Raw genomic sequence first — 12,205 nt, 5'->3', positions numbered from 1 at the left:
ATAATTACAATTCAATATGTAGAATTATCATATACATTTGTGCTTCAGTCAACCTGTAAGGGTAACTAATGAATTTAAAATGTTTTTAAAAAGCTGAAATGTAAGGAATACACGTGAAAGTAGGTCAAATAATGATACAAGATTTTATAAATAAAACGATTGTTAAAGAAGTACAAGAAGACGACATAATTTATTATTATACAGAGAAAGAGGAGCCTTTAGCAGAAACTATTTTATTGGATGGATTTATCTCCAATGTTACATTTTTTGATCCGAAGTCTCATCCTTTTTCAACCTCTGAAGAAAAACAACATTTCCTGAGCTATGTACAAAAAGTATTTGATAGAGAACATTTAGTTTTAGACGAAATAATAGACTTCGACTCTCATTACATGGTGCTTCTTACTTTGAGAGAGCCGAGATATAATATTCCAGTCCATTCAACTGGAATGAATTTAACGATTGGAAAAAACGGGACATTAGAAGAAGTATCTTTTTCAAATGAACAAGTGCACTTTGCATATCCAGAAAAACTCATTTCAAAGGACCAAGCGAAAGTAATTATTCAGCAACAACAATTAATGACGTTGACTATACGCCCAGATATTGGCTGGCATTATGTATATGCTCCTGACTTTAATCTAGTTGGAGTAGAAACAGACGGTAAAGTCCGTTATATGACTGATATGCCCGAAATGGAAGGCGCTTGCTTTGAACCATTGCCAACCGTAGAAGCAGTGGCAGATTTGAAAGTATTTTTAATAGCGGGACGTAATGCAACACTTGATGTCTATGAAACGGAGGATATGAAGAGTTGGGAGATTTTTAGTGATGAAGAGGAGAAAGCTGTGGCTGGTAATCCTTTGGAAAAGGCATGTATCGCTTTAAGAACAATTGTTGGAGATGAATATAACCGATTTTACTTAGAAAAAACACCCAATTTACATAAGGCTCTAGGAATTGAAATAGAAAATGACTTATTTAAATCGTATCGTTTTGTGTATATGAATAATAATATCTCTTTAGACTTTCTAGCAACCGAAGTAATTGTTAATACAGAAACAAGCAATATTCAGTCAATAAATCATTCTCTCATCCCTTATGAAAAATTCAAAAATTTAAGAAAACCATCCATTAGCTATAAAGAGGCTAATGCCATCGCTCAACGATTAGTAGATGTAGATTTAGCACTTGAACGGCAACACATAGATTCAATTGTATATTCCTTCGTTTACTTGATTGATTATCCAAGTTCTCCGACTAAAGGACATATTCATTATATTGATGCATGGACAGGAGCAGTTTATTTCGTTGAAACAGGATTTCAATAATATAAGGGCTTAGAAATATTGCTCATTTCTTCTTTGCAGAATTTATCCCATCTCAATAGCTTTAACCTAGTAATTTGTAGTACCCTTCAGTTATGGATATGTTTTCCTCGTTGGGTATGTTTTTGCAACCACCTGTTTGGAGGATTTAAATGATTTATTCGGGGTATCTATAAGACTTACGAGCTATTCGTTAGGAAGTGATACTTTTATGTTTGGACTATCAGATCTCTTGTCATTGATTATTTCAGCATTTATTATCTTACCTGTCGTAGTATTTCTGCGAGAGTCTGGCTATTTAATCGTCAGCTGGTTATTTGGCGTTGTTAAGCCAAGGCTAACAATTGGTTCTGGGCCCAGGCTTATTAAACTTGGAATGATTGATATACGCAAGTATTATCATCTGTATAGCTGGTTTTCATACGATGACTTAAAGCGTAAAAGTAAGTTTGCTTACATTTGTATTTATTCAGGGCCAATATTGATTAATTTGTTTATAGCCCTCCTCATTAATTTTTTAATTGCCAACGGATGGGCAGAGGAATACAAAACTTTTTGGGATCGCTTTGTTTTCTATGCTTTTTATTATGTGGTATTCGATGTAGTACCCATGACGACTATCAACGGTAAGCCGAATAACGGAATGATTATCTATGAAATGATTCGTTACGGAAAAAGAGTCGATTTTAACGATGAGTCCTTCCTTCCAGCTACTTCAGATGTAGAGGAAGAGTATCATGAACAGATGGAGCAAATGGAGGAAATAAAAAAAGAACGAGATGAGGAAAAGCATAATCGCTAATCTATAATATAATGATAATTCTCACGAGCCAGATGTAATGTCCGAGAGGAATAAGAAAGATAGATACTCCATTAAAAAAAGCCGATTTAAGATTTAATCTTAGATCGGCTAGTTTTTTATAAAACCTCATTAAAGTGAATCTCTATTCGTATAAACCTTTCCAGCATAATGGATACCAGGCGCATTTAAATTCAATAATTCGCTGACGGTTACAAACTCATAACCCTGTTTCGTTAAGTAGTTTATGACACCCTCTAAAGAAGCTGCTGTCGTTTCATAAATATCATGCATTAAAATAATACTTCCATCGCAAGTAGACTTTTTAACCATTTGCAAAATACTAGCTGGATTTTTTGTTTTCCAATCAAGTGTATCTACTGACCATAAAACGAGAGGATTATTAACTGCAGCCTTCACATCCTGATTATATGCTCCATATGGTGGGCGAACCAGACTAGGAGCTTCTCCTGTTATTTTAATAAGTTCATTGGAAGTACTTAAAATCTCTTTTTCTATTTCTTTAATCGATAGCTTTGTCAAAATAGGATGGCTCCATGTATGGATACCAATTTCATGTCCTTCTTCATACTCTCTCTTAATAATATCAGGATACTTTTCTACTCTATTACCTAATACAAAAAAAGTAGCTTTAATCTTGTGTTTGTTTAATATGTCTAAAATAGCAGATGTGCTTGATTTATTTGGACCATCATCAAATGTTAATGCTATGTATTTTTTGTTCGGATCTAAAGGTTTGATAGATTGGGTACTTCTTTCCACCGTAGTCGAACCATTAAAAGCATCAGAATAAATGGAACGTAAAAATGAATCTTGAACAATTCCCGTTAATAGACTATATGGTATGGATACATGAAAAGGTTCTAAAATACTGTCATCCAATACCTCTTCACTAAACTCAATTTGGAATCCTCGATCTGTAAAGTAAAAAACTTTGTAGTTTTCTTCATTAGCAGACATTTCTTTAACTAGGGTTACTTCTTCTTGTGTATAATTTTGATCCTCATTTTTTTGAAGTACTCTTTCCAGGCTTTCTTTTAAGTATTGGATAGAACCTTCATTAACCATTATATTTTGTAGGCTTAGGGCCTCTCCTGTATTTCGGTCTATATTTAATGAGATTGTTTCTTTTTTCCCGTTTTCTCCAACAACATCGGCATGAATAATCACTGATAATAACTCTTTAGAGACATATTTTATAGATAAATCTATGTTTAAAGTAGGTACTTTTTTATTCGTATCTTTCTTAAATATATCCTTAATAAAATTTTTATCTTTGTTTTCTTTAGCGATAGCTGCTTCTATAAACGTATCTCTTTTCTCTTGGACAAACTTTTCTATAAACGTATCCGCATCGTTATCTGTAGACAGATATTTAACCGTATATTCATATACTTCATTTTCAACTGTTTCCGTTTTAATTTGAATACCTTCATATTCAGTTTCTTGTGTACTCACTTGTGCTTTCACTGCTTCATTAGATGAAAAAGAAGTATCCGACATTTCTATAGTAAAAAGTAAAACAAGAAAAAGTAATAATAATAAAAAAACAAATACTGGTTTTTTTCTAATTTTTCTTTTAACTTTGACCTGTTCATTTTTTCTGTGAGAGTACGAAGTTGACGGTCCCCTTCCTTCCTCTTCATATGTTTTCCTTCTTGTCTTACTCATGTTAAACCACCCTATTTATACAATTGAATTATTATTATCGTCTTTATAGTCGTAAAGTGTAGCTATTCGTACAAAAGAGAGGAGATGTTTGCATCTAGCCTACATCTCCTCTTCTAACATTTTATGATCTGTGTTAGTAAGCTATTTACTGGATGTATTCATCATTCATGCGAGTATCTTTTATTAGCTCCGTAGGAATTTCGAATTCAATGACACCCATATAGCCAGGTGCCACCTCATACTTGTCAAAGACTATTACGAGCTTGTTCTTAGCAGTAATATAAAAATTTTGTTCCGGACGGATGGAAGTAAAGGTATCTACTAAATCTTCATCTGCTAAACCTGCACCCTTTACCCAATACACTTTTTCCTGATTCGTTGCTAGCATCTCTTCTTGCATTTTCTCAGTAATATATTCACTAATTATTGAGATATAACTATCATCTTTAAATAAGCTTGGAAGAGTCAGTACAATTTCTTTTTGCTTATCGATTGTATCGTACTGCATCACTGTAGAAGATGATCCTACGGTATTGACTACATAACGTCCAATCGATAATAATTTTTCTGTATCTGTTGCTACAATGTAACCACTGTCTACTCCTAAGTGTCCTCCCTCAACCTGTTGCATCCCTTCCATCTCCTTTTCAAATTGCTCATATAGCGCCTTTCCTTCTTTTGCGTATTTTTCGTTAAGGGCATTAATCGCATCTGAGTTTCCTGAGATTAGCGGAACGTCAATATTAGCTGAATACGTATCCTCTTGCTTTTCATAATGGACAAAGGTCAGTACATGAACAACATCTCCAAGTACCGGCAACTCTCCTAATGCCTTAGCCATGGTAGGACTCATATTAAGGCTTGCTATAAATAGAGCAGCTGCAGCCGTCATACCCAGAAACCATTTCGGCATTTGTCTCTTACGATTCTTCTTCAAACTGGCTTCTACTACAGCATCCAAATTTTCTGGGATAGGTATATTTTTGTATTTTTCTTCTAACTTTTTCAACTTGTCCATCATGTCAACTCCTCTTCCGTCAATTCGATTTTAAGTAGCTTCAATGCTTTGTAGATTCTCGATTTAACAGTATTGATATTTACATCCAATATGTACGCAACATCCTCTATTTTTAAATCCTCAAAGTAGCGAAGAACAATGACCTCTCTTAAAGTAGAAGGTAAACTTTCCAGTGCCTCATTCAAATCCATATTTTCGTATGTATCATTTTGGTGTGGCGTTAGAAACTCTAATTGTTCGTCATTCATAACTTGTATGCGCTTGTTTTTTCGTAGGAAGTCAATAGCTGTTCTTACGACAATTTTATAAAACCAACTTTTCAGTTGCTGTTCGTCTTTTAATGTGTGTAGAGACTGCAATGCTTTTTGAATGCTATCTTGTACTATATCTAGTGCATCTTGTTCATTTTTCATATAGCTATATGCAAGCAAATAAAATCTCTCTTTATTTGCCCGGATGAAAGTCACAAATACTTGTTCAACATGTTGATGCTTCATCTCTAAGAGCTCCTTTTTCAGTATTTGTTAGTGTATACATAAGATAGACGGATACAGAGCCTAAAAAGTTGAACATATAATTATTTTCTTTACTAAATAGTTTTCTCCGAGTAAAGAATTAAATGAATCAATTTCATAATTTCTTTTTATGCGTTCAAAAGAAGAGGAAATAATGAGATATACAAGTTTTCTAAGAATATAATTTAATTGATTTCCACTCTAGGCGGACGCGTTCCGCGGGGGGAGCGATAAGCCACCACCGTGGCTTACGCCTCGCTTGTGTTGGCTTATCTGTCTCACTCATCCCGCCGGAGTCGCCTGTCGCTCCCATTAACGGAAGAGGAAATTTTCAGGGAAAACACTAACAATTAAGATAGGAACAATGATTTATACTTGTTTTTCTAAAAATATAATTCAATTGATTTCCACTCTAGGCGGACGCATTCCACGGGGTGAGCGATAAGCCATCACCGTGGCTTGGGCCTCGCTTGTGTTGGCTTATCTGTCTCACTCATCCCGCCGGAGTCGCCGCCTGTCGCTACAATCAATAAATATGAGAGGTTCGTGTTTAGTTGGTACTGTGTTATTAATGAAATTAAAACCAACCATTATTTAGTGTTTAAAACTTTTTTATCTCAGGTTAAGAAAACGAAATTCATTCTTTATAAAAAATACTCCCAATAAAGATGAACTGGATGTTTTATTTGAATAACAGAAATAGAATCCAAAGATAAACTCGCCAATTGGAAGGTAGAAAATAATCTAATGAAACAAAAAAGCCCATAATGACTTCTATTCAAATGTATGTGTAGTTACTACACATACATTTGAATAGAGAAAATCATTATGAGCTAAACTCATCTTACATAATTTGAACACGGAAAATTTATTTTTGTGCCTTTTTCATTAAGTCCTTAAAATCTGGAACACTTGGATTTGCTATATAATGTCCGCCTTCTACTTGAATTGTCTGCCCCGTTATAAACTTAGACTCATCGGAAGCTAGGAACACTACTGTATGTCCTATATCGTCGGGCTCACCATGATATGGCAAAGCATTATACTTAGCGAAAATATCCAATACCTCAGCGCTCATATTATTCTCAGCTGCAGGTGTTAAAATCAATCCTGGTGCTATTGCATTACAGCGGATTTTATCTTTACCATATTGTGCAGCAATATATTTCGTGAGATTGACAACAGCCGCTTTCGATGCCCCGTATGCAGAACGTACAGCATCTCCTGTAAATCCAGCCATAGATGCTGTATTGATAATCGAACCACCACCAGCTTCCACCATATGCGGGATAGCAAATCTACTACCAAGCAACACACTCTTAATATTGACATTCATCAGTCGGTCCCACTCATCTAAATCCAGATTTACAACATCTAGATCCTTCTGAAGATTAGTTAATCCAACATTGTTAAATAGTATGGATACTGTACCAAAATGTTGAACTGTATATTCGATAGCTTCCTTTATGGAATTTTCATCTCCTGCATCAAGGAATATACCTACAGCCTCCCCACCATGTTTCTTTATATTTTCAGCTGCCTGCTTTGCGCCTTCCACATTGAAATCAGCAATGACTACTTTTGCTCCCTCTTTTGCCAATAATGCTGCTGCAGATAATCCAATACCTGATGCTCCTCCTGTTACTATAGCCACTTTATTCTTTACTCTTTCCATGAACTAACACTCCTTTTTATTGCGGATAACCGTCTATTTTATCAACTATATCATCAACTGCATTCTTTTCCACTTAGAGTGGTTTAAGACATGTATAAACAACTATTTCTATAATTACTTACCAAACTGACCACTACGTTTTTTGCAAAATTGATACTTTTAAAAAGATCAATCATTTGCTAAGTTTAGCTTGAAATAGGAAAACTTTTTTAAAGGCAATCTCTGCAATTATTTATAATACCTCTAAAAAAAGGACGGTTTAGAACTATGCAAAAAACAACAAGCTATTCAAAAACAAATACTTTTGATTTAATCTTATCCGCAATGTTAATCGCACTCGTATTTGTTGCAACTCTTACATTAAATATTAAACTACCCATCGCAGCTAATGGTGGGTTAGTTCATCTTGGAACAGCTATGCTATTTATCGCATCCATCTTATTCGGCCCTAAAAAAGGGGCACTTGCTGGAGCTATAGGTATGGGTTTGTTTGACTTAATATCTGGTTGGACTTTGTGGGCACCCTTCACAGTGGTAGCACGTGGTTTGCAAGGATATATCGTTGGGAAAATAGCATGGTCGCTCGGTCGTAAAGGTAATAGTATTACTTTCAATTTACTAGCCATTTTTACTTCAATACCAGTTATGTTAGGGGTTTATTATATTTGCGAAAGGGTCTTATTTGGTAGCTGGGTTATACCACTGGCTTCAATTCCAGGGAACATAGTTCAAAATGTAGTTGGTATTCTTGTAGCCATTCCAGTTTGTATTTTATTGAAAAGAGTCTCTGTTTTGAATAAGCTATAGCTGACGCGTTCCGCGGGATGAGCGATAAGCCATCATCTTAGCTTTGGACACTGTCTCGTTGGTTGTAGCATTAGACGTGGACTCCTTCTGGAGATTTACACTTAATTTGAAAAATAAAAAAGCACAAGTGATAGGCTTATTAGCCATCACTCGTGCCTAACTATTAAGGATTACTTCCAAAAGCCAGCTTGCTCTAGCTTCTTCTTCCCTCTAAAAGCAGCTATTACGCATATAATATTAACTATTAACATAATGATGATTGAATATAAAACTACATCGTAGCTTCCAGTAAAATCGAATATATAACCATATGCCGGTAATGCAACTACCTAAGAGATAGCTAATCCCAAAGAAGCATTTGAATAAATTTGGCTATATTCTTTGTTGCCAAATAAACTCGATGTTAGGGCTGGTGCCAACGTTCCTATAGAGGAAGAGATGAAACCAAAAAGCCCAACAGCAATCGTTATTATAATTGAACTTGAGACGGAGAACAATAGCAGACAAGTAGCAAAAGAAATTGATGATATGGACCAATTTATCTTAGAAATAGTGCTAGAATCACAACAGAAAATAAAAGAAATCTTGAGTAAACACTCTATTAATGACCTTGCATTAGGAAAACATAAATAGTATTAAAAAGATACTTTAAGCAGGAATGTAAATAACATTCCTGCTTTCTTATAAATTAGGTGCATTTGAATTTGTGGAAATTGAAGATTTCGATTGTAATTATATAAGATATCTTTTTAATATCCTACTCTCTTAAAATATTGGTAAACTTTCTCCAACTTTTTTTCTTGATTCCCTGTCGGACTTTCCATATTACCAAATTCAAAAAACTTTACTTTTTTTATTCCTACAAAATTAAATAAAGCTTTTTTCATCAATATTTTATGCGAGTTGTTCAACCAGATTAATGGATAATGTGTAGGGCCCTTCATGGTAGATACACATACAACCGATTTTCCTTTTAATAATCCTTCCGGGAAAAGACCTTTCTTATCCCTATAAGCAAAATTGGAAGCAAATAATTGGTCTATGTATCCTATAAGCATTGCTGGGGGTCTTCCCCACCAAATTGGATAAACAAAAATTATCTTATCAGCCCATGTAATTTGTTCTCTATACTTTTGAATAGAACTATCTACGTGCATATCTCGTCTTCGTTTATACTCATTGAACACAAGAACTGGATTAAAATTCTCTTTATACAAATCTAGTACTTGTAACTCCTTTATATTTAGATTTTCTTGACAGCCTTTAATGACCTTTTGTAAAAACGCATAATTTAAGCTTGTATGATTAGGATAAGTATAAATTACTAACGCTTTCATCTTGCACCCCTTTTACTTATCATTTGATAAGTAAATAATAACACTCGTTAATTTTAGTTGTCAAATGATAATTGTAATATGATAACTTTTTTGTTATGTTGTTTTCTAAGAGGTGAGCGATATGGACAAAACAACCCTTTTTAATAAGCTAGTATTATTTACAACTTCAGTTCATCGAGTGACACATGAATTAACACAAAACGCTAAGTCAGATCTTATTACACCTGTACAATACAACATTTTGGAATATATCACGGTTAGTCAACCAGTGACGCCAAGTGAAATTAGTGATTGTCTTCATGTCTCTATGCCGAATACAAGTCGTGAGCTAAAAAAATTGAGTGAAAAAAATCTAATTGAAAAGATAAATGACAACGAGGATCGACGTAAACAATATGTACGTCTTTCAAGCGTGGGAGAAGACATAATGAGAGAAGCCTTTGAAAACATAGAATCCCGGTTTCTAGCTCGAATACAAAATTCTACTAAAGAGGATTTAAAGGAAATTGAACACGCCCTTGATGTTCTTCAGGAAAAACTATTTTATTAGTTGAGTTATGTACACAATAAAGGTTCCATCGATTAAAATCGATGGAACCTTTACTTGTGATAGTTTTAATTTTTAATATTTGATGATTTTATTGCTCATTTAGTTTGCTACCCTTATAACAATTGTATTTATTAGTTCTCATACAAATGGCTAGTATCCCGAAATGTCAGTAATTTCTCTACGTTCTTTTCTAAATGAGCATTCACTTTATCCGACAAGGCATTTCCAAAACTAAATCTTCTCACGCCTAATTCTCTAAGCTGATTACAATTGGTTAGCCCTGGTAAAGATAATACATTTAGTGGTGCATCTATGTTTATGATAATTTCTTTAATATCATCATCTTCTTTCATACCTGGAACAAAAATTCCACTAGCACCACTCTCCACATAAGCCTTTGCCCGTTCTATTGTTTCTATTAAAGGGGTTTCCTTTTGGAAATACGTGTCAGTTCTTGCGTTAATATAAAAATCTTTAAATCCATTTTGGTCTAATGTTATCCTTATATTCTCTAAAAGGTTACAGTGCCCTGAAATCTCTCTTAATCCATTTGACATTTTTAATGAATCTTCAATATTGATTCCCGCTACTCCAACATCTGCCGTCCTTAAGACATTATCGACAATCACGTTAATGTCTTCACTATACCCTGCCTCAATATCTGCAGAGACAGGAATTTTCACATTTTCTACTATGTTTTTGATTATTTCTAAATGTCTATCAAAATTAATCAATTCTCCATCTGAAAATCCTAATGAGTTTGCAATACCCCAACTTGTTGTACCTATAGCTTTGAATCCTGTTTTTTCAAGTGTTAAGGCTGAAAATATATCCCAGGCATTGCCTAGAAATAATAATTCGTTTGAAAAATGCAGCTCTTTGAATTCTTGAATCATGTTCATTTTAAATCTCCCTAATGTTTGTCGGACTAATCTTAACAAGTAACTGACGTTGATTTCGTCCTCTATCTTGCTCTTATGGTCTCTTATCTACAAAAAAGGAGAAGCTATAGTTGCTTCTCCTTAGTAAAGTCCATGTTCTCTATAAACTTTAATTTAAATACTTTCATCTATTACCTTGTTTGTACCTTATTATTATTTATATTAAAACAACCGGCAATATTAAAACCTTTGTTAGCTAACTCCCTCTATCTCTCCCAAATTAACGTCATCTCTTGCAAAAGTTCTTTCCGTGATTGCTCTTTTGTAATGATTACTTTTTCCAAATCGAAGTCCCCGTAATATACAGCATCTACAGTTTTACTATCCGGTAACGTAGATTGCTCAGGACCTATTCTTTTATCCTCTCGGAAAAAATTGCTCGTAGGTGAATTAGCCATTGTTTCAACATAACTGATTAGGCTGATATATTTTGTTTCTCCATCTATTTCAACTTTCATCGGGTGCGTCATATAAGTCCCCGCGTGACTTTCCCCAAAATAATTAGAAACAAGTGTCCCATCTTCTTTCTCTTCAATCACAAATAAATCCTTTGAATAAGGAATAAGTTTTTGATAGTGAAACACGTATGAGAATACAGTAAAACACAATAATGTAGTCATTAAAACCGATCCACCAATAAGCATCATTTTTTTTCGATTCCATTTTTTATTAAGTTTTTCGAACAATGTCACTTTATTTTCGATCGGTACATACAATGTTTCCGTCATTTGCTCGTACTCCTTTTGGCAAGCTTGACAAGTTTGTAAGTGTTGTTCTACCAGCTCTTTTGTATCTTCACTTACGACGTCATCTACATAAAGCGGTAACAAATCTTGAATAATTGTACATTTAACTTCCTTCATCTCGTTTCGCCTCCATATACGCTAATATTTTCTTTTTCGCACGGTAAAACGTTACTCTGGCCCAGCCATCACTTTTTCCAAACAACTGACCTATTTTCTCAAATGACAGTTCACCAAACGTACGAAGGGAGAAGACTTCTTTATAAGGCTCTTCCATTGTGTGCAAAAAATGATGAATTTCAAATGCTTGTTCTTCATTCACTAAATACTCTACGACTCGAACATCATCTAGCACTGATGCATCCACCTGATTGACTTCGCGTTGCTTTTTATTGTAATGAGTAAAATATGTATTTTTAGCGATTGTAAAAAGCCAGGCTCGTATATCTTTTTTGCCATCAAATTGGTGCATGGACTTGAGTGCCTTAAAAAATGTTTCCTGTGTAATTTCTTCTGCTATATTTTCATCTATCGCCAGTGATCTCGTATACAAATAAACGTCATGAAAATATGCTTGATAAATTTCCTCAAAGTCCAATGTCTCCCCTCCTTTAACTAAATAACTAGCGAAATATTAAAACGTTACAAGATTTTGCAAAAAAAAAATAGACATATTCATTTTATCTGAATATGCCTAACTAATGATTAATAATATATGAGGTTGTTGAAGTACTTATCATTTTAACTTCATTTACTGTGATGTATCTAAGTGATGTTTTTATATGGAACTGGAAATATTA

At 34.2% G+C, this 12,205-nt stretch carries 13 protein-coding genes; 5 read left to right on the top strand and 8 right to left on the bottom strand.

The window, feature by feature from the left end; genetic code table 11:
- Nucleotides 1-131: 131 nt before the first annotated feature.
- Together D0S48_RS12570 and D0S48_RS12565 are read left to right on the top strand one after the other, a co-directional pair.
- A complete protein-coding gene (locus tag D0S48_RS12570; RefSeq protein ID WP_151111948.1) occupies nucleotides 132-1,331 on the top strand; it encodes a hypothetical protein in 1,200 nt (399 codons plus the stop codon).
- Between the two features lie 208 nt (nucleotides 1,332-1,539).
- A complete protein-coding gene (locus tag D0S48_RS12565; RefSeq protein ID WP_151113811.1) occupies nucleotides 1,540-2,130 on the top strand; it encodes a hypothetical protein in 591 nt (196 codons plus the stop codon).
- Nucleotides 2,131-2,259: 129 nt separating this feature from the next.
- Here D0S48_RS12565 and D0S48_RS12560 read toward each other — a convergent pair whose 3' ends face one another.
- From D0S48_RS12560 to D0S48_RS12545, 4 genes are all read right to left on the bottom strand, one after another.
- Nucleotides 2,260-3,819: a polysaccharide deacetylase family protein gene (locus D0S48_RS12560; RefSeq protein ID WP_151111946.1), complete on the bottom strand. Its 1,560-nt coding sequence runs from the start codon at nucleotides 3,817-3,819 to the stop codon at nucleotides 2,260-2,262.
- Between the two features lie 145 nt (nucleotides 3,820-3,964).
- On the bottom strand, nucleotides 3,965-4,837 hold the full coding sequence (locus tag D0S48_RS12555; protein ID WP_342578710.1) for an anti-sigma-V factor RsiV: 873 nt from the start codon (nucleotides 4,835-4,837) through the stop codon (nucleotides 3,965-3,967).
- Nucleotides 4,837-5,334, bottom strand: coding sequence for an RNA polymerase sigma factor SigV (locus D0S48_RS12550; protein WP_151111942.1), 498 nt, complete (start codon nucleotides 5,332-5,334; stop codon nucleotides 4,837-4,839). The genes D0S48_RS12555 and D0S48_RS12550 overlap by 1 nt, the downstream gene beginning before the upstream one ends.
- Before the next feature lie 886 nt (nucleotides 5,335-6,220).
- Nucleotides 6,221-7,027, bottom strand: coding sequence for an SDR family NAD(P)-dependent oxidoreductase (locus tag D0S48_RS12545; protein WP_151111940.1), 807 nt, complete (start codon nucleotides 7,025-7,027; stop codon nucleotides 6,221-6,223).
- A gap of 267 nt (nucleotides 7,028-7,294) precedes the next feature.
- Between D0S48_RS12545 and D0S48_RS12540 the strand changes: the two genes are divergently transcribed.
- Together D0S48_RS12540 and D0S48_RS12530 are read left to right on the top strand one after the other, a co-directional pair.
- Nucleotides 7,295-7,834 (top strand): ECF transporter S component, encoded by a 540-nt coding sequence (locus D0S48_RS12540; RefSeq protein ID WP_151111938.1) that lies wholly within the window; start codon nucleotides 7,295-7,297, stop codon nucleotides 7,832-7,834.
- Between the two features lie 438 nt (nucleotides 7,835-8,272).
- Nucleotides 8,273-8,467, top strand: a complete 195-nt coding sequence (locus tag D0S48_RS12530; protein ID WP_191697347.1) for a hypothetical protein — start codon at nucleotides 8,273-8,275, stop codon at nucleotides 8,465-8,467.
- Between the two features lie 116 nt (nucleotides 8,468-8,583).
- On the opposite strand, the gene D0S48_RS12525 is transcribed toward D0S48_RS12530, so the two are convergent.
- Nucleotides 8,584-9,171, bottom strand: a complete 588-nt coding sequence (locus D0S48_RS12525) for an NAD(P)H-dependent oxidoreductase (protein ID WP_151111934.1) — start codon at nucleotides 9,169-9,171, stop codon at nucleotides 8,584-8,586.
- 121 nt (nucleotides 9,172-9,292) lie between these two features.
- On the opposite strand from D0S48_RS12525, the gene D0S48_RS12520 reads away from it, so the two are divergent.
- Complete coding sequence (locus D0S48_RS12520) at nucleotides 9,293-9,721, top strand: MarR family winged helix-turn-helix transcriptional regulator (protein WP_151111931.1); 429 nt, start codon at nucleotides 9,293-9,295, stop codon at nucleotides 9,719-9,721.
- A gap of 131 nt (nucleotides 9,722-9,852) precedes the next feature.
- On the opposite strand, the gene D0S48_RS12515 is transcribed toward D0S48_RS12520, so the two are convergent.
- From D0S48_RS12515 to D0S48_RS12505, 3 genes are all read right to left on the bottom strand, one after another.
- A complete protein-coding gene (locus D0S48_RS12515; RefSeq protein WP_151111929.1) occupies nucleotides 9,853-10,623 on the bottom strand; it encodes an isocitrate lyase/PEP mutase family protein in 771 nt (256 codons plus the stop codon).
- A gap of 245 nt (nucleotides 10,624-10,868) precedes the next feature.
- Nucleotides 10,869-11,525, bottom strand: a complete 657-nt coding sequence (locus D0S48_RS12510; RefSeq protein ID WP_151111927.1) for a zf-HC2 domain-containing protein — start codon at nucleotides 11,523-11,525, stop codon at nucleotides 10,869-10,871.
- Nucleotides 11,512-12,003 carry an RNA polymerase sigma factor gene (locus D0S48_RS12505; RefSeq protein ID WP_151111925.1) on the bottom strand — a complete coding sequence of 164 codons (492 nt, stop codon included), beginning with the start codon at nucleotides 12,001-12,003 and terminating at the stop codon, nucleotides 11,512-11,514. Before D0S48_RS12505 ends, D0S48_RS12510 begins: the two co-directional genes overlap by 14 nt.
- Between the last annotated feature and the right edge of the window lie 202 nt (nucleotides 12,004-12,205).

The organism is Psychrobacillus sp. AK 1817, assembly GCF_008807035.1.
GTDB lineage: Bacteria > Bacillota > Bacilli > Bacillales_A > Planococcaceae > Psychrobacillus > Psychrobacillus faecigallinarum.
Note: the sequence above shows the minus strand (reverse complement) of the source record. Positions and strands in the feature narration are given on the sequence as shown.

What these genes read in the sequence shown, in the direction of transcription:
- D0S48_RS12555 (WP_342578710.1), bottom strand. Translation starts at nt 4,837, where the DNA reads ATGGACAAGTTGAAAAAGTTAGAAGAAAAATACAAAAATATACCTATC.
- D0S48_RS12515 (WP_151111929.1), bottom strand. Translation starts at nt 10,623, where the DNA reads ATGAACATGATTCAAGAATTCAAAGAGCTGCATTTTTCAAACGAATTA.
- D0S48_RS12530 (WP_191697347.1), top strand. Translation starts at nt 8,273, where the DNA reads ATGAAACCAAAAAGCCCAACAGCAATCGTTATTATAATTGAACTTGAG.
- D0S48_RS12560 (WP_151111946.1), bottom strand. Translation starts at nt 3,819, where the DNA reads ATGAGTAAGACAAGAAGGAAAACATATGAAGAGGAAGGAAGGGGACCG.
- D0S48_RS12565 (WP_151113811.1), top strand. Translation starts at nt 1,540, where the DNA reads ATGTTTGGACTATCAGATCTCTTGTCATTGATTATTTCAGCATTTATT.
- D0S48_RS12545 (WP_151111940.1), bottom strand. Translation starts at nt 7,027, where the DNA reads ATGGAAAGAGTAAAGAATAAAGTGGCTATAGTAACAGGAGGAGCATCA.
- D0S48_RS12550 (WP_151111942.1), bottom strand. Translation starts at nt 5,334, where the DNA reads ATGAAGCATCAACATGTTGAACAAGTATTTGTGACTTTCATCCGGGCA.
- D0S48_RS12520 (WP_151111931.1), top strand. Translation starts at nt 9,293, where the DNA reads ATGGACAAAACAACCCTTTTTAATAAGCTAGTATTATTTACAACTTCA.
- D0S48_RS12525 (WP_151111934.1), bottom strand. Translation starts at nt 9,171, where the DNA reads ATGAAAGCGTTAGTAATTTATACTTATCCTAATCATACAAGCTTAAAT.
- D0S48_RS12570 (WP_151111948.1), top strand. Translation starts at nt 132, where the DNA reads ATGATACAAGATTTTATAAATAAAACGATTGTTAAAGAAGTACAAGAA.
- D0S48_RS12510 (WP_151111927.1), bottom strand. Translation starts at nt 11,525, where the DNA reads ATGAAGGAAGTTAAATGTACAATTATTCAAGATTTGTTACCGCTTTAT.
- D0S48_RS12540 (WP_151111938.1), top strand. Translation starts at nt 7,295, where the DNA reads ATGCAAAAAACAACAAGCTATTCAAAAACAAATACTTTTGATTTAATC.